General features: G+C 75.3%; 15 protein-coding genes. 2 read left to right on the top strand and 13 right to left on the bottom strand.

What is annotated here, in order from left to right; genetic code table 11:
* Positions 1–49: 49 nt before the first annotated feature.
* The 10 genes from ACRYM0_RS00850 to ACRYM0_RS00805 all read right to left on the bottom strand — a co-directional run bounded on the left by ACRYM0_RS00850 (position 50) and on the right by ACRYM0_RS00805 (position 10,153).
* A complete protein-coding gene (locus tag ACRYM0_RS00850) occupies positions 50–427 on the bottom strand; it encodes an FKBP-type peptidyl-prolyl cis-trans isomerase (RefSeq protein ID WP_432497566.1) in 378 nt (125 codons plus the stop codon).
* 49 nt (positions 428–476) lie between these two features.
* Positions 477–1,475 (bottom strand): FKBP-type peptidyl-prolyl cis-trans isomerase, encoded by a 999-nt coding sequence (locus ACRYM0_RS00845; protein WP_432501168.1) that lies wholly within the window; start codon positions 1,473–1,475, stop codon positions 477–479.
* Positions 1,476–1,572: 97 nt separating this feature from the next.
* The gene (pafA, locus tag ACRYM0_RS00840; RefSeq protein WP_432501166.1) at positions 1,573–2,934 is read right to left on the bottom strand and encodes a Pup--protein ligase; all 1,362 of its coding nucleotides are present in this window, start codon (positions 2,932–2,934) and stop codon (positions 1,573–1,575) included.
* A gap of 66 nt (positions 2,935–3,000) precedes the next feature.
* Positions 3,001–3,786 carry a proteasome subunit alpha gene (prcA, locus tag ACRYM0_RS00835; protein ID WP_432501164.1) on the bottom strand — a complete coding sequence of 262 codons (786 nt, stop codon included), beginning with the start codon at positions 3,784–3,786 and terminating at the stop codon, positions 3,001–3,003.
* Positions 3,783–4,694 (bottom strand): proteasome subunit beta, encoded by a 912-nt coding sequence (gene prcB, locus ACRYM0_RS00830; protein WP_432501162.1) that lies wholly within the window; start codon positions 4,692–4,694, stop codon positions 3,783–3,785. Before prcB ends, prcA begins: the two co-directional genes overlap by 4 nt.
* A gap of 100 nt (positions 4,695–4,794) precedes the next feature.
* A complete protein-coding gene (locus tag ACRYM0_RS00825; RefSeq protein ID WP_432501160.1) occupies positions 4,795–4,992 on the bottom strand; it encodes a ubiquitin-like protein Pup in 198 nt (65 codons plus the stop codon).
* Positions 4,993–5,128: 136 nt separating this feature from the next.
* On the bottom strand, positions 5,129–6,751 hold the full coding sequence (gene dop / locus ACRYM0_RS00820) for a depupylase/deamidase Dop (protein WP_432501157.1): 1,623 nt from the start codon (positions 6,749–6,751) through the stop codon (positions 5,129–5,131).
* Between the two features lie 26 nt (positions 6,752–6,777).
* Positions 6,778–7,974, bottom strand: coding sequence for an ABC transporter permease (locus ACRYM0_RS00815; protein ID WP_432501155.1), 1,197 nt, complete (start codon positions 7,972–7,974; stop codon positions 6,778–6,780).
* The gene (locus ACRYM0_RS00810) at positions 7,971–8,762 is read right to left on the bottom strand and encodes an ABC transporter ATP-binding protein (protein WP_432501153.1); all 792 of its coding nucleotides are present in this window, start codon (positions 8,760–8,762) and stop codon (positions 7,971–7,973) included. The genes ACRYM0_RS00815 and ACRYM0_RS00810 overlap by 4 nt, the downstream gene beginning before the upstream one ends.
* Entirely contained in the window at positions 8,759–10,153 is a 1,395-nt protein-coding gene (locus ACRYM0_RS00805) for an efflux RND transporter periplasmic adaptor subunit (protein WP_432501150.1), read from the bottom strand. Before ACRYM0_RS00805 ends, ACRYM0_RS00810 begins: the two co-directional genes overlap by 4 nt.
* Positions 10,154–10,328: 175 nt before the next feature.
* On the opposite strand from ACRYM0_RS00805, the gene ACRYM0_RS00800 reads away from it, so the two are divergent.
* Entirely contained in the window at positions 10,329–10,904 is a 576-nt protein-coding gene (locus ACRYM0_RS00800) for an NUDIX domain-containing protein (protein ID WP_432501148.1), read from the top strand.
* Positions 10,905–10,977: 73 nt separating this feature from the next.
* Here the strand turns inward: ACRYM0_RS00800 and arc are convergent, their stop codons facing one another.
* Positions 10,978–12,660 carry a proteasome ATPase gene (gene arc / locus ACRYM0_RS00795; protein ID WP_432501145.1) on the bottom strand — a complete coding sequence of 561 codons (1,683 nt, stop codon included), beginning with the start codon at positions 12,658–12,660 and terminating at the stop codon, positions 10,978–10,980.
* Between the two features lie 216 nt (positions 12,661–12,876).
* On the opposite strand from arc, the gene ACRYM0_RS00790 reads away from it, so the two are divergent.
* Positions 12,877–14,079, top strand: coding sequence for a YhjD/YihY/BrkB family envelope integrity protein (locus tag ACRYM0_RS00790; protein ID WP_432501143.1), 1,203 nt, complete (start codon positions 12,877–12,879; stop codon positions 14,077–14,079).
* On the opposite strand, the gene ACRYM0_RS00785 is transcribed toward ACRYM0_RS00790, so the two are convergent.
* Both ACRYM0_RS00785 and ACRYM0_RS00780 read right to left on the bottom strand, forming a co-directional pair.
* Positions 13,978–14,700 carry a metal-dependent hydrolase gene (locus tag ACRYM0_RS00785; protein ID WP_432501141.1) on the bottom strand — a complete coding sequence of 241 codons (723 nt, stop codon included), beginning with the start codon at positions 14,698–14,700 and terminating at the stop codon, positions 13,978–13,980. The two genes, ACRYM0_RS00790 and ACRYM0_RS00785, sit on opposite strands and share 102 nt — an antisense overlap.
* A 9-nt stretch (positions 14,701–14,709) precedes the next feature.
* A complete protein-coding gene (locus ACRYM0_RS00780; protein WP_432501139.1) occupies positions 14,710–15,882 on the bottom strand; it encodes a tRNA (adenine-N1)-methyltransferase in 1,173 nt (390 codons plus the stop codon).
* Positions 15,883–15,924 lie beyond the last annotated feature (42 nt).

Genomic DNA, 15,924 nt, shown 5'->3' with positions numbered 1-15,924 from the left:
CCCCGCACCGCCGGTGGGCGGTGCGGGGCCTGGCGCGTGCGGGGGGCGTTCAGCTGACGCCGACGAGGTCCACCACGAAGATCAGGGTCTCGCCGCCCTTGATGGCCGCGCCGGCGCCGCGGTCGCCGTAGCCGAGGGCCGGGGGGATGACCAGGGTGCGCCGGCCGCCGACGCGCATGCCGACGATGCCCTGGTCCCAGCCGGCGATGACCATGCCGCGCCCCAGGGGGAAGTCCAGCGGCTGCCCGCGGTTCCAGGAGGCGTCGAACTCCTCGCCGGTGCTGAAGGCGACGCCGACGTAGTGGGCGCTGACGGTGCTGCCGACGGTGGCCTCGGGGCCGTCGCCGACGATCTGGTCGGTGATCTGCAGCTCGGTGGGGGGCTCGCCGCCGGGGAAGTCGACCTCGGGCTTGGTGCGCTCGCTCACGGGTGCTGCTCCTGTCGCAGGGGGTGGTCGGTGCGGTGCGGGGCGCGGGTCAGTACGCGTCGAGGATGTCCACGACGAACACCAGGGCGCCCGCGGGCTGGCCGCCGGTCGGCTCCTCACCGTACGCGTCGGCGGCGGGGATCACGAGCAGGACCCTGCTGCCGACGGTCTGCCCGACGATGCCCTCGTCCCAGCCGGGGATGACCTGCCCGGTGCCGATGGCGGTCTGGAACGGCTCGGTGCCCGTCCAAGAACTCTCGAAGACCTCGCCGTCGGCCAGGGTGGCGCCGACGTACTGCATGGTGACGGTCATGCCGCTGGTGATGACCGGGCCGGTGCCCCGGATGAGGGTCTGGGCGACGGTGTCGGCCGGCGGGGTGGGGTCGGAGACGGTGAACCCGGTGGGCACGCCCTGCTCGTCGACGTCCACGGCCGGCAGGTTCGCGGGGGGCTCGACGGCCTCGCCGGTGGCCTGGGTGGGGATGATGCGCTCGACGTCGGCGACGAGCACGAAGGTGGTCGTGGCGTCCACGCCCTCCTTGCCGAACTGGGCGGCGGCCTCGCCGAAGCCGTCGTCGGGGGCGATGGCGATGGTGAGGCGGTCGCCGACGTGGGCGCCGACCAGGCCGCGGGCGATGCCCTTGGTGACCTCGGCCAGCTCGAAGCGGGCGTCGGTGGCGCCGTAGCTGGAGTCCAGCAGCTCGCCGGTGGAGCCGGCGTACAGGGCGTAGGCGAACTGCACCCGGTCCTCCACGGTGATCTCCTCACCGCTGCCGGGGGCGACGACCTCGCGCGTGGTCTCCTCCACGCTCAGCGGGGTGGTGATCTGCACCTGCGGGGCCACGTCGGGGTTGACCTCGCCGGTGACCTCCACCGGCAGGTCGGCGGTGACGGCCGGTTCGATCGCGGCCGCCGACTCCGTGGCCGAGGCGCTCTGCTCCGCCTGGCTGGGCGCCTCGGGCTCGGAGGCGCAGGAGCCGAGCAGGACGGCGAGCGCCACGGCGGTGGCGGGCAGGGCGGCGATGCGGCGGGGCACGGGGGTCCTCACGGTCGTGGGGTCGGTCCCCGGAACCCTAACCGGGCTGCCTGGGAGGTGCCTGGCAGGTGCCTCGGTGTCGCCCGGTGCCCGCTGGTGGCGCCGGGGCTCACATGCTCTCGATGAGGCGTTCGACGCGGTCGTCGACGGACTTGAAGGGGTCCTTGCACAGCACGGTGCGCTGGGCCTGGTCGTTGAGCTTGAGGTGGACCCAGTCGACGGTGAAGTCGCGGCGCTTGTCCTGGGCGGCGCGCACGAAGTCGCCGCGCAGCTTGGCGCGGGTGGTCTGCGGGGGCACGGAGAGGGCTTCGAAGACCTCGATGTCGGAGCAGACGCGTTCGGCCATGCCGCGGGCGGCGAGCAGGTAGTGCAGGCCGCGGCCGCGGTGGATGTCGTGGTAGGCCAGGTCGAGGCGGGCGATGCGGGGGCTGGTGAGGTCCAGGTCGTGCTTGGCCATGTAGCGGTCCAGCAGCTTCTTCTTGATGACCCAGTCGACCTCGCGGTCGACGAGGCCGAGGTCGCCGGTGGCCACGGCGCGCAGGGCTCGTTCCCACAGGTCCAGGACGCGCTTGACCGTGGGGGTCTGCAGGCCGCGGGTCTCGACGAAGTCCTTGGCCTTGGTGAGGTACTCCTCCTGGATCTGCAGGGCGCTGGCTTCGCGGCCGTTGGCCAGGCGGACGGGCTTGTGCCCGGTGGGGTCGTGGCTGATCTCGCGGATGGCGCGGATGGGGTTCTCCAGCGTCATCTCGCGCAGCGCGACGCCCTCCTCGACCATGCGCAGGACCAGGTCGGTGGCGCCGACCTTGAGCATGGTGGTGGTCTCGGACATGTTGGAGTCGCCGACGATGACGTGCAGGCGGCGGTAGCGCTCGGCGTCGGCGTGGGGTTCGTCGCGGGTGTTGATGATGGGGCGCGAGCGGGTGGTGGCGCTGGAGACGCCCTCCCAGATGTGGTCGGCGCGCTGGGACAGGGAGTAGGCGGCGCCGCGGGGGGTCTGCACGACCTTGCCGGCGCCGACGACGAGCTGGCGGGAGACCAGGAAGGGGATGAGGACGTCGGACAGGCGGCCGAACTCGCCGTGGCGGGAGACGAGGTAGTTCTCGTGGCAGCCGTAGGAGTTGCCGGCGGAGTCGGTGTTGTTCTTGAAGAGGAACACCTCCCCCGCGATGCCCTCCTCCTCCAGGCGGCGCTCGGCGTCGACGAGGAGGCCCTCGAGGGTGCGCTCGCCGGCGCGGTCGTGCACGACGAGCTGGCGCACATCGTCGCACTCCGGGGAGGCGTACTCGGGGTGGGAGCCGACGTCGAGGTAGAGGCGCGCGCCGTTGCGCAGGAAGACGTTGCTGGAGCGTCCCCAGGAGACGACCTTGCGGAAGAGGTATCGGGCCACCTCGTCGGGGGACAGCTTGCGCTGGCCCTCGAACGCGCAGGTGACGCCGAACTCGGTCTCCAACCCGAAGATCCGCCGGTCCATCTGCCCACCATAGGTGGCCGACGGCCCGGCAGCGCTGTGAAACGCGCCGCCGGGCCGTCGGTGTGCTCAGGCGGGGGGTTCGGGCGGGGTGTCCGGGCCGGGGGCGTCGTGGCCGGGAGCGTCGTGGCCGTCGGCCGCGGTCGGCGCGGTGTCCAGCAGGGCGGCCAGGGCGGGCGCGCCCAGCCGGCGGAAGGTGCGGCGGGTGCGGGTGCGGTCCAGGACGGCGACCTCGAGCTGGTCGGGGGCGATGGTGCGCGGGCCGGAGCCGGCCGCGGCGGCGGCCGCGTCGCTGCCCAGGGCCTGCACGGCCAGGCGCAGCGCGGCGCGCAGGTCCATGCCGGGGCGCCAGTCCGCGGCGAGCTTGGCGGTGATCTGCTCGGCGGAGCCGCCCATGGCGACGTAGCCGTGCTCGTCGGCGACGGAGCCGTCGTAGGTGAGGCGGTAGACCTGGTCGGCGGCGGGTTCCTCGCCGACCTCGGCGACGACGAGCTCGACCTCGTACGGCTTGGACTCGGTGGTGAAGATGGTGCCCAGGGTCTGGGCGTAGGCGTTGGCCAGGCCGCGGGCGGTGACGTCGCTGCGGTCGTAGGAGTAGCCGCGCAGGTCGGCGTAGCGCACCCCGGCCACGCGCAGGTTCTCGAACTCGTTGTACTTGCCCACGGCGGCGAAGGCGACGCGGTCGTAGATCTCGGAGATCTTGTGCAGGGCCCGGGAGGCGTTCTCGGAGGCGAAGACGATGCCGTCGGCGCAGGCGACGACGACGACCGCGCGGCCGCGGGCGATGCCCTTGCGCGCGAAGTCGGCCTTGTCCTTCATCACCTGCTCGGGCGAGACGTAGAACGGCACGCTCATGCGGTGGCACCTCCCTGCTGCTCGGTGGCCCGCGTCGTGTCCGGCGCAGGGGTGGTCAGCGGGTTGCCGCCGGGGTTGCCGGTGCGCCCGTCGACGACGGCGCGCACGACGGCGCCGAGCTCGTCGTCGTCCAGGCGGCGGTAGCCGTCGGCGGTGACCACGGCCACCACCGGCCAGATGCGGCGCAGCAGGTCCGGGCCGCCGGTGGCGGAGTCGTCGTCGGCGGCGTCCCAGAGGGCCTCGACGGCGGCGCGCACGGCAGCGCCGGCGTCCATGCCGGGGCGGAACAGCTTCTTCAGCGCGCCGCGGGCGAAGACGGAGCCGGAGCCGACGGCGTGGTGGTCCACCTCCTCGTAGCGCCCGCCGGTCACGTCGTAGCTGACGATGCGCCCGCGGGAGACGGCCAGGTCGTAGCCGGCGAAGACCGGCACCACGGCCAGGCCCTGCATGGCCAGGCCGAGGTTGCCGCGGATCATCGTGGACAGGCGGTTGGCCTTGCCCTCGAAGGACATCAGGGCGCCTTCGAGCTTCTCGAAGTGCTCCAGCTCCACCTGGAACAGGCGCACCATCTCCAGGGCGAGCCCGGCGGTGCCGGCGATGCCCACGCAGGAGTGGTCGTCGGCGGGGAAGACCTTCTCGATGTCGCGCTGGGCGATGACGTTGCCGGCGGTGGCGCGCCGGTCGCCGGCCATGACGACGCCGTCGGCGAACACGAGGGTGACGATGGTGGTCGCGTGCGGCGGCTGGCCGGCGCCGGGCCCGCCGGTCAGCGCGCCGGCGCCGGCGGCGGGCAGGTGCCGGGCGCCGGGCAGCACGTCGGGGGCGTGGTCTCGGACGAAGTCGGTGAAGGACGCAGAACCCGGCACGAGGTACGCCGCCGGGAGCCGTCCGCTGGGGTCCTGGCTCACCCGCTCGACCCTACCGGGCGCCCTGCGCGGCGGCCCGGCGCGGCGCGGGGCCCCCGCGAGCGCCGCGCGGCGCCCTCGGCGCTCGCGGGGGCGGGAGCGGTTACTGGCCGCCCTTCTGCACGAAGCCACGCACGAACTCCTCGGAGTTGGACTCCAGGACCCCGTCGATCTCCTCGAGCAGGGCGTCGACCTCGGCGTCGGTCTCCTTGGACTGCGCCGTGGCCTGCGCGGGCACGGCGGGGGTCTCCTCGGGCTCGTCCTCGCGGCGGCTCGGGCGCTGCTGCTCTTGTCCAGGCATCGCTGGCTCCCCTGACGTCTCGGCCGGAGCCGGCCGCGCGGCCGGCGTGCTGACGACACTAACCCCGCGGCGGCGTTCGCGCGCCGTTGCGCGCGGGTGCCCGCACCGGGTGTCTGGACCGGGTGCCCCGCGCCGGTCAGCCGCCGGTCAGGGCGGCCACCAGCTCCTCGGCGGTGGCGCAGCGGTCCAGCAGGGCACCGACGTGCTCGCGGGTGCCGCGCAGCGGTTCCAGGGTGGGCACGCGCTGCAGGGCCCCGCGCCCGGGCACGTCGAAGATGACCGAGTCCCAGCTGGCGGCGGCCACGCGCGGGCCGTAGCGGGCCAGGCACTCGCCGCGGAAGTACGCGCGGGTGTCCTCCGGCGGGTGCGCCACCGCGTGCTGCACGGCGTCCTCGTCGATGAGGCGCTCCACCTGCCCGCGCTCGGCGAGGCGGTGGTACAGGCCCTTCTCGGGGCGCACGTCGGACCACTGCAGGTCGACCGCCTGCAGCCGGTGGTTGTCCCAGTCCAGCCCGTCGCGGGAGCGGTAGCCCTCCAGCAGGCGCAGCTTGGCGACCCAGTCGACCTCCCGGGCCGCGGAGAAGACGTCGTCGCCCAGGCGGGTGAGCACGCCCTCCCAGCGGGTGAGGACCTCGCGGGTGTCGGCGTCGGCGTGCTCGCCGAAGCGGTCGGCGACGAAGGCGGAGGCGGCCTCGAAGTACGCCCACTGCAGCTGCAGGGCGCTCATGCGGCGCCCGTCGCGCAGGCGCACCAGGTGCTGCAGGCCCGGGTCGTGGGAGACCTCGTGCAGCGCGCGCACCGGTTCGCTCAGCTGCAGGTCGCCGGCCGGGCCGCCGTCCAGCGCGCCCGCCTCCAGCGCCGCCAGCACCAGGGAGGTCGTGCCGACCTTCAGCAGGGTGGCGACCTCGCACATGGTGGCGTCGCCGACGATGACGTGCAGGCGGCGGTACTTCTCGGCGGTGGCGTGCGGCTCGTCGCGGGTGTTGATGATGGGCCGCTTCATGGTGGTCTCCAGGCCCACCTCGACCTCGAAGAAGTCCGCGCGCTGGCTGATCTGGTAGCCGGCGGTGGTGGAGTCCTGCCCGATGCCCACCCGCCCGGCGCCGGTGAAGACCTGCCGGGAGACGAAGAACGGGATCAGGTGGCGCACCACGTCGGCGAACGGGGTGGCGCGGTCCATGAGGTAGTTCTCGTGGGTGCCGTAGGAGGCGCCCTTGCCGTCGGTGTTGTTCTTGTAGATCGTCACCGGCGTCAGCCCGGGGGTGGCGGCCACCCGGCGCAGCGCCTCGAGCAGGATCCGCTCCCCCGCCCGGTCGTAGCGCACCGCGTCGCGGGGGGTGAGCACCTCCGGGGAGGAGTACTCCGGGTGGGCGTGGTCGACGTAGAAGCGGGCGCCGTTGGTGAGGATGACGTTGGCCATCGTGGGGTCCTCGGACTCGGCGGTGGCCACGTCCGAGGCGCTGGGCGCGGCCCGGTGCTCCCCTGCCCGCCGGCCCTGCGCGTCGCCGCGGGCGGGGGCGTCGGTCAGCTGCGAGGGGTGCGCGGCGGCGCGGCGCACCTCGAAGCCGCGCGCGTCGCGCAGCGGCGCCTCGTCCTCGTAGTCCCAGCGCGTGCGCAGCGAGGCGCTGAGCGATCCGGTGACCGGCACGGCGTAGGCGTTGACCACCTGGGCCGACAGCAGCATCGGGTTGGCGCCGGGATCGCCCGGCACGGAGATGCCGTACTCGGTCTCCAGGCCCGTCACCCTGCGCACGCTCACGCCCCGACCCTACGGGGCGCCCGGCCTCAGTCCGCGCGCAGCGCCACCACCGGGTCCAGCCGGCCGGCGCGGCGGGCGGGGAAGACGCCGAAGAAGACGCCCACGGCGGCCGAGACGACGAAGGCGAGGACCGGGCTCCACCACTCCACGCTGGCCGGCAGCGGGGAGAAGCGGTCCACCAGCAGCGAGCCGCCCAGGCCCAGGACGATGCCGATGACGCCGCCGACGCTGGTCAGCAGGACCGCCTCGACCAGGAACTGCACGAGCACGTCGCGCTGGCGCGCCCCCAGCGCCTTGCGCAGGCCGATCTCGCGGGTCCGCTCCCGCACGGAGACCAGCATGATGTTGGACACGCCCACCCCGCCGACCAGCAGGGAGATGGCGGCGATGGCGGCCAGCACGCCCGTGAGCAGGCCGAGGATGTCGCCGATGACCCCGAGGATCTGCGTCTGGGTCACGGCGCTGAACGCCTGGTCGGGGTACTCCTGCTCCAGGGCCGCCTGCAGGTCGCGGGACAGCTGCGGCACCGCCCCGGCGCCGGGGGCCTTGACGGCGAAGGCGTCCACGCGCTGCAGGCCGAACAGGCGCTGGGCCACGGTGATGGGCACGTGGATCTCGTTGTCCTGGGACACGCCGAACGACTCGCCCTGCTCGGCGAGCACGCCCACCACCCGGAAGCGGGTGCCGGAGACGGTGATCTGCCGGCCCACCGGGTCGGCGCCGGGGAAGAAGGCCTCGGCGGTGCGCGAGCCGAGGACCGCCACCCGCCGGCGGGCCTCCACGTCGGTGCCGGTGAAGTACTGCCCGTCGGCCACCGGGCGGGTGAAGACCTCCGGCAGGTTCTCGTCGGTGCCCTGCACCGTGACGAACTGCTCCACCGAGCCGGCCCGCACCTGCGCGCCGGAGCTGAGGCGGGCGGTGACGGTGCCGGGGTCGCCGGTGACCTCGGCGAGCAGCTCGGCGTCGGAGCGCTGCAGCGTGGAGGCCGCGGGCGCACCGGAGGAGAGGTTGCCGGTGTCGAACTGCCCGGGCACCACGAGGATCAGGTTCGAGCCCAGGCCCTCGACCTGGGACTCGATGCGCTCGCGGGCGCCGGCGCCGATGGAGACGACGACGATGACCGCGGCGATGCCGATGACGATGCCCAGGGTGGTCAGCAGGCTGCGCAGGCGGTTGCCGCGCAGGGCGTCCAGGGCCACCCGGAAGGCTTCCAGGCCCTTCACGCCGCTCCCCCGGTGCGCGCGCCGGTCGCGGGGGCCGCGCTGTCGGACTCGACCAGGCCGTCGCGCACGCGCACCTGCCGGCGGGCGCGGGAGGCGACCTCGTCGTCGTGGGTGACCAGGACGACGGCCACGCCGCGCTCGGTGTTGAGCTTCTCGAGGATGCGCATGACCTCGGCGCCGTTGCGGGTGTCGAGGTTGCCGGTGGGTTCGTCGGCCAGCAGGATGCGCGGTTCGCCGACCAGGGCGCGGGCGATGGCCACGCGCTGCTGCTCGCCGCCGGACATCTGGGTGGGGCGGTGCCCGAGGCGGTGACCGAGGTTGACCGAGCGCAGGGCCTGGGCGGCCAGCTCGCGCCGCTCGGCGGCCTTGACGCCGCGGTACAGCAGGGGCAGGGCCACGTTGTCCACGGCGCTGGAGCGCGGCAGCAGCTGGAAGGCCTGGAAGACGAAGCCGATGTGGCGGTTGCGCAGCTCGGCGAGGTCGGTGTCGCTCAGCTCGCGCAGGTCGCGCCCGCCGACGCGCAGGGTGCCGGAGGTGGGGCGGTCCAGGCAGCCCAGCAGGTGCATGAGGGTGGACTTGCCCGAGCCGCTGGGGCCGACGATCGCGGCGTACTCGCCGTGGGCGATGGTGAAGCTGACCCCGCGCAGGGCCTGGACCTCGCCGTCGCCGAAGGAGTAGCTACGGGTGACGTCGACGGCCTCGACGGCCGGCGGCGCCGGGTGGGCGGGCTCGTCGCGGGCCGGGTGCTCGTCGCGGGTGGGGTGGGTGGGGGCGTCAGGGCGGGTCACGACAGCTGCTGGCCGGCCCGGACGTCGGTGGCGCCCTCGGTGACGACGCGCTCGCCGGCGCGCAGGCCCTCGAGGACCTCCACGGCGCCCTGCCCGCGCACGCCCACGGTGACCGGGCGCAGCTCGGCGGCGCCGTCGCTGACGACCCAGACCGCGTCGGAGTCGGCGTCGCCGCCGTCGGAGCCGGGGCGCAGCACCGCCCCGGCGGGCACGCGCACGGCGTCGGTGGCCTCCTGCACGACCAGGGAGACCGCCGCGGACATCCCCGGCAGGGGGGTGGGGGCGTCCTGGCCGTCGTCGGTGGTGCCGCCGTCGAAGCTCAGGCGCACGGTGTAGGTGACCGCCCCGGCTCCGGTGGCGGTGGCGGCGGGGTCCACGCTGGTGACCGTGCCGCGGTAGGTGGAGTCCTCCACCGCGTCCACGCCGACCTCGGCGCTCTGGCCGGGCCGCACGCGCAGGACGTCGGACTCGTCGACGTCGGCGGTCAGGGTCAGCACCGAGGCGTCCACGACGCTGAGCAGGGGCGCGCCGGCCGAGACGGCGGCTCCGGCGGCGACGACGGGCGCCCCGGCGGTGCCGGTGCCCGCGGCGCCGTCCAGGGCCCCGGCGGGCAGGGACACCCCGCTGCCCTGCAGCAGGCTCTGCGCGCCGGCGGGCAGGGCGGCGCCGGCGGGGGCACCGGTGGCGGCCAGGGAGACGGTGCCGGCGATGGGGGCGCACACGGTCAGGGCCTCGACGGTGGCGCGCGCGGCGGCCACGGCGGCGCGGGTCTGCACGCGCTGGGCCTGCCCGAGCGCGGCCACGGCCGCGTCGACGCCGTCCAGGCCGGCGCCGACCTGCTCGACCAGCGCCTGGGTCTGGGCGGCCAGCAGCTCGTACTGGGTGCGCGAGGAGCGCACCGCGGCCAGCGCGGCCTCGCGGGCGACCGGGTCGGGCAGGGCCCGGGCCTGCTCCTCGGCCTGCTGGAAGCGGGCCTGGGCGTCGGCGCGGGCGCGGCGCTGCTGGGCGGCGAGCTCGTCGGGGTCGGTGCCCGCGGACGAGCCGGAGCCGGCGTCGGCGGCCCGGGCGTCGGCGCGCTCGGCCTCCTCCAGCGCGTCGTGCGCCTGCGGGGAGTCGATGGTCATCAGGACCTGTCCGGCCTGGACCTGCTGGCCGTCGGTGACCTCCAGGGTGGCGACGGTGCCGGTGGCGGGGGCCTGCACGGTGGAGGAGGCGCGCGGCTGCACGGTGCCCGGTGCCTCCACGACCTCCTGCACGCTGCCGCGCTCGACCGGCGCGGTGCGCACGGCGGGTTCCTCCTCGGAGCCGCACCCGGCGAGCAGCAGGATCGCCAGGGCCGCGGCCGCGGCGGGCAGGGCTGGGCGGGCGGAACGGTTCCGGAGGGCTCGCACGGGCGTCACCCTAGGCCGTTCACCCGGTGCTCGTGCGTCGGTCGTGCGGAGTCCTCCCGGGCGTCAGCATCCCCCCATCGGCGGATCCCGGGCCCGCCGGGTGACGCCGCGCGCCTTCGCCGGCACGCGCGGTGAGCGCTCGGCCGCCCGCGGGGAGCCGGTAGCGTCAGCCGGCGTGAGCGATCGCCCCGGGCGGGAACCGGCCGGCCCGTCGGCGGGCCCGGGAGCGGAGGCGGTGGCCCTGTACGACCCGGCCGACCCCGCCGGGCGGGTGGTGGGTGCGGCGCCACGTGAGCGGGTGCGGGCGCTGAACCTGCCGCACGCGGCCACCGGGGTGCTGCTGCGCGACGGGCACGGCGCGGTGTTCGTGCACCGGCGCACCGACGGCAAGGACGTGAACCCCGGCGCGCACGACTGCCTGGCCGGCGGCGTCGTCGGCGCCGGCGAGCGCCCGCGGGACGCCGCCGAGCGCGAGCTGGCCGAGGAGCTGGGGGTGCGCGGCGCGGTGCTGCGAGCGGTGCTGCGCCGCTGGTACCGCGACGAGGTCACGCACTACCTGGCGTTCGTGTACGAGGCGTGGTGGGACGGGGCGCCGCTGGTGCTGCAGGAGTCGGAGGTGGCGCAGGGGTGGTGGGAGCCGGCGCGGCGGTTGCGCGAGCGGCTGGCGGACCCGGCGTGGCCCTTCGTGCCGGACTCGCGGGCGCTGCTGGCGGCGTGGGTGGGCTGGGAGCACGACGCCGGGCGGCCCTGAGCGGCCGCGGCCCCGCACGCCCGGGGAGGGGTGCGGGGCCGCGGGTCGGCGCCGGGTGGGGCTGGAGACGGGGCTAGAGGTACTGGCCGGTGTTGGCGACGGTGTCGATGGAGCGGCCCGCCTCGGTGCCCTTCTTGCCCTGCATGAGGGTGCGGATGAAGACGATCCGCTCGCCCTTCTTGCCGGAGATGCGGGCCCAGTCGTCGGGGTTGGTGGTGTTGGGCAGGTCCTCGTTCTCCTTGAACTCGTCCACGCAGGCGCTCATGAGGTGCTCCACGCGCAGGCCCCGCTGGCCGGAGGTCAGCAGGTCCTTGATGGCCATCTTCTTGGCGCGGTCGACGATGTTCTGGATCATGGCGCCGGAGTTGAAGTCCTTGTAGTACAGGACCTCCTTGTCGCCGCCGGCGTAGGTGACCTCGAGGAACTCGTTCTCCGGGCTCTCGGTGTACATGCGTTCCACGGTGGCCTGGATCATGGCGTCGACGGCGGCCCGGGCGCTGCCGCCGTTGGCGGCGAGGTCGTCGGCGTGCAGGGGCAGGTCGGCGGTGAGGTACTTGGCGAAGATCTCCCCGGCGCTCTCGGCGTCGGGGCGCTCGATCTTGATCTTCACGTCCAGGCGGCCCGGGCGCAGGATCGCCGGGTCGATCATGTCCTCGCGGTTGGAGGCGCCGATGACGATGACGTTCTCCAGGCGCTCGACGCCGTCGAGCTCGGAGAGCAGCTGCGGCACGATGGTGGTCTCCACGTCGGAGGAGACGCCGGAGCCGCGGGTGCGGAAGAGCGATTCCATCTCGTCGAAGAAGACGACGACGGGGGTGCCCTGGCCGGCCTTCTCGCGGGCGCGGGCGAAGATGAGGCGGATGTGCCGCTCGGTCTCGCCGACGTACTTGTTGAGCAGCTCGGGGCCCTTGATGTTCAGGAAGTAGCTCTTGGCCTGGGTCTCGCCGCGCAGCTCGGCGGCCTTCTTCGCCAGGGAGTTGGCCACCGCCTTGGCGATGAGGGTCTTGCCGCAGCCGGGCGGGCCGTACAGCAGGATGCCCTTGGGCGGGCGCAGGCCGTGCTCGCGGAAGAGGTCCGCGTGCAGGAAGGGCAGCTCGACGGCGTCGCGGATCGCCTCGATCTGCGGGCCCAGGCCGCCGATGTCGGTGTAGTCGATGTCGGGGACCTCCTCCAGGACGAGTTCCTCGACCTCGGCCTTGGGGATGCGCTCGTAGGCGAAGCCGGAGCGGGTGTCCACGGTCAGGGAGTCGCCCACGCGCAGCGGGCCGTCGGTCAGCGGGCCGGCCAGCCGCACGACGCGCTCCTCGTCGGCGCGGGCCAGGACCAGGGCGCGCCCGTCGTCCAGCAGCTCCTTGACGGTGGCCAGCTCGCCGGTGCGCTCGTAGTCGCAGGCGGCCACGACGTTCATGGCCTCGTTGACCATGACGTCCTGGCCCGGGCGCAGGGCGCTCAGGTCCACGGCGGGGCTGACCGCCACGCGCATGCGCCGGCCGGCGCTGACGACGTCGGCGGTGCCGTCGTGCACCGCGGCCAGGAAGGTGGCGAACTGCGCGGGGGGCTGGCCGAGGCGGTCCACCTCGGCCTTGAGCGAGACGATCTGGTCGCGCGCGTCGCGCAGGGTCGCCGCGAGCCGGTCGTTCTGGGCGTTGACCTGGGCCAGCCGCGAGCGGGCTGCTCCGAGCTGCTCCTCCAGCAGGGCGGCGTGGCGGGCGTCCCGCTCTCCTGAGCCGCCGAAGCGGCGCTGGGGTTCCGTCATGGCGCGTCCTCCCCCTCGTGGCCCTCCCGGGGACCCGGTCGGGCGGTGGATGCGCTCGACCCTAACCCGAGGCGGCGCCGCGCGCCGGGGGTCGCGCCCCGGCGCGGCCGCCACGGAAGGTAACGTTCTCGTTACGGCAGGCTCGTGGCGGGTGGTGGTGCCGCGTGCCGGTGCGCCGGACCTGCGCGCGGGCGCCGCTGCGCCCAGGATGTGCGCGTGAGCCAGTCCCGCCCGCGCGAGAGCGCCGTGCCGCGCCTGGACGCCTTCCAGCGCCGGCACCGCGCCGTGGGCTACCCGCTGGCGGTGCTCTACAAGTTCGTCGAGGACCAGGGCGCCTACCTGGCCGCGCTCATCGCGTACTACGCGCTGCTGGCGCTGGTGCCGCTGCTGCTGCTGCTGTCCACGGTCCTGGGCTACGTGCTGTCCGGGGACCCGGACGCGCAGCAGGCGGTGCTGAGCTCCGCGCTGGCGCAGGTGCCCGTCATCGGCGACGAGCTCGGCAGCCCCGAGCGCCTGGGCGGTGGGGCGGTGGGTCTGGTCGTGGGTGTGGCCGGGGCCCTGTACGGGGCGACCGGGGTGGGCCTGGCGCTGCAGAACGCGGTGAACGTGGCGTGGGCGGTGCCGCGCAACGAGCGGCCCAACCCGTTCGTGGCGCGGGCGCGGGCGCTGCTGCTGCTGGTCACGGCCGGGATGTTCGTGGTGGGCACCGCGGTGCTCAGCGCCTTGATCAGCGCGTACGTGCCGGCGGGGCTGGCCGAGTGGGCCTCGCACGCCGGGGCGGCGGCGCTGGCGGCGGTGGGGTTCGCGGTGGCGTTCCGGCTGGCGTCGGCGCACCGGCCCGGGGTGCGCACGGTGCTGCCCGGGGCGGTGGCGATGGGGGTGCTGTGGCAGGTGCTGCAGTACTTCGGCCGCGGCCTGGTCTCGGAGGTCGCGGCCCGCTCGAGCGTGTCCAACCAGGTCTTCACGGTGGTGCTGGGCGCCATCGCGTTCCTGTTCGTGGCCTCGTGCTGCGTGGTGCTGTGCGTGGAGGCGGACGTGGTGCGGGTGCGGCGGTTGTACCCGCGGGCGCTGCTGACGCCGGTGACGGACGCGGTGGTGCTGACCGAGGCGGACCGGCGCGCCTACACCCGCCTGGCGCAGGCCCAGCGGCACAAGGGGTTCGAGCAGGTGCTGGTGCGCTTCGGGCGCTCGCCGGCGCAGACGGGACCGGGCGGGGGCGGGCGGGCCGCGAGCGCGGCCCCGGCGGGACGGGTGCCGGTGCGCGGTGCTGCGGACGGGGCCGCGGGTGGGGCTGCGGGTGGGGCTGCGGGTGGGGCCTCAGCGCAGCAGCAGGTGGCGGGCCAGCAGGCCGGCGGCGGTCGTGAACGCCAGGGCGGCGATGGTGCGCTCGACGCGCGCCCCGGTGCGGAACAGCCCTAGCGCGGTGCGCCGGCGCCGCCCGGTGAGCACGGCGGCGGGCACGGCCAGCGGGCGGGGCACTCCCCCGACGGTCAGCCAGTCGCCCAGCACGTGCACCAGGACGCCGCCGGCGACCGCCCACGGCAGCCAGGGCACGCCGCTGGGGCTGCGGTGCAGCACCCACCAGGCGGTGCCGAAGGACAGCAGCAGGTTGCCGACGACGGTGGTCTCGGCGCGGCCGGGGATGACGAAGTGGCAGCCGCGCAGGGCCGCGCCGGTGACCAGGGCCAGCACGGCCAGGGAGGTCCACGGGTGCAGCGCCGCGGCCCAGGCCAGGGCGCCGAACAGCAGCGGCGCCAGCAGCGGGTCGTGGGTGCCCCAGCGGTGCCCACCGGCCAAGCGCCCCACCCCGGCGGCGGCCAGGGTGCTGACCGGTCCCCACATCTGCGCCACGGTGGAGCCGGTGGGGCGCGGCAGGGCCCGCTTCCAGGAGATGCCGCCCTGGTCGAAGTCGGGCAGCAGGGCCGCCCCGCCCCAGACGGCCACCCACGCCACGGCACCGACCGGGCCGTGCAGGGGGGCCAGGGGCAGGGTGGCCGCCCCGGCGGCCAGGCCGGTGCAGGCGTGGCTGTGCGCCATCACGTCGCTCCCTCAGCCCTCGTGCTCGGTCGCGTCGGCGGAGGCGGTGGCGGGGGTGGCGGGGTCCACGGCGGAGGGGGTGGCCGGGGTGCTGCCCGCCAAGGTGGCGCTGTGCGAGGCGGCCGCTCCGGCGGCGGCCTCGCGGGCGGCCTTGCGGGCCTTGCGGTCCGAGACCGGCCGGTCGCCGTACTCGGTGCCGTCGTAGCCGGTGCCGTCGTCCCCGCTGCCCGCGCCGGGCCCGGCGTCCTGCCCCGGGGCCTGCGTGCCGGTGTCCTCGCTGTGCGCGCCGGGCGCGGGGCGGCGCTTGCGCAGCGGCGGGGTGACGCCGTCGGCCAGGCGGCGGGTGGTGACCAGGAACCCGGTGTGACCGACCATGCGGTGCTGCGGGCGCACCGCCAGGCCCTCCAGGTGCCAGCCGCGCACCATCGACTCCCACGCCTCCGGCTCGGTCCAGCGGCCCGAGGCGCGGGCGGCCTCGGCGACGCGGGACAGCTGGGTGGCGGTGGCCACGTAGCAGATGAGCACGCCGCCGGGGGCCACCGCGTCGGCCACGGCGTCCAGGCACTCCCAGGGGGCGAGCATGTCCAGCACGGCGCGGTCGGCGCCGGTGCCGGCCGCGGCCGACAGCCCGCTGGCCGGCAGCGACTCGACCAGGTCGCCCACCGTCAGCCGCCACGCCGGGTGCTCACCGCCGAAGAACGTCTCCACGTTGCCGCGGGCGATGTCGGCGAAGTCGGCGCGGCGCTCGAAGGAGTGCACCCGACCGCCGTCGCCGACGGCGCGCAGCAGCGACATCGTCAGCGCGCCGGAACCCACCCCGGCCTCGATGACGACCGCTCCGGGGAAGACGTCGGCCATCTGCACGACCTGACCGGCGTCCTTGGGGTAGACCACGGCCGCGCCGCGCGGCATGGACAGCACGAAGTCGGGCAGCAGGGGGCGCAGCACGAGGTACTCCACGCCGGCGGAGTTGGTGATGGTCGTGGCGTCGGGGCGGCCGATGAGGTCCTCGTGCGCGAAGCGGCCGCGGTGGGTGTGGAACTCCTTGCCGGCGGTCAGGGTGATGGTGTGCATGCGCCCGCGCGGGTCGGTCAACTGCACGCGCTCACCCTCGCGCAGCGGTCCGCGTCGGGTGGCCGCACCGGTGGGTGCACCGGTCGGGGTGGGGGTGGGGGCGTCGTTCAACGCGGGTCCTTCCGTGCTCGTCCGAGGGGTGGGGTGGGCCGT

Origin of the sequence: Kineococcus arenarius subsp. arenarius (assembly GCF_050871845.1) — a bacterium.
GTDB lineage: Bacteria > Actinomycetota > Actinomycetes > Actinomycetales > Kineococcaceae > Kineococcus.
The sequence above is the reverse complement of the archived record's forward strand: the minus strand, read 5'-3'. Positions and strand labels throughout refer to the sequence as shown.

Coding starts and splice junctions, on each gene's coding strand:
- pafA (WP_432501166.1), bottom strand. CDS start 2,934: ATGGACCGGCGGATCTTCGGGTTGGAGACCGAGTTCGGCGTCACCTGC.
- prcA (WP_432501164.1), bottom strand. CDS start 3,786: ATGAGCGTGCCGTTCTACGTCTCGCCCGAGCAGGTGATGAAGGACAAG.
- ACRYM0_RS00825 (WP_432501160.1), bottom strand. CDS start 4,992: ATGCCTGGACAAGAGCAGCAGCGCCCGAGCCGCCGCGAGGACGAGCCC.
- arc (WP_432501145.1), bottom strand. CDS start 12,660: ATGACGGAACCCCAGCGCCGCTTCGGCGGCTCAGGAGAGCGGGACGCC.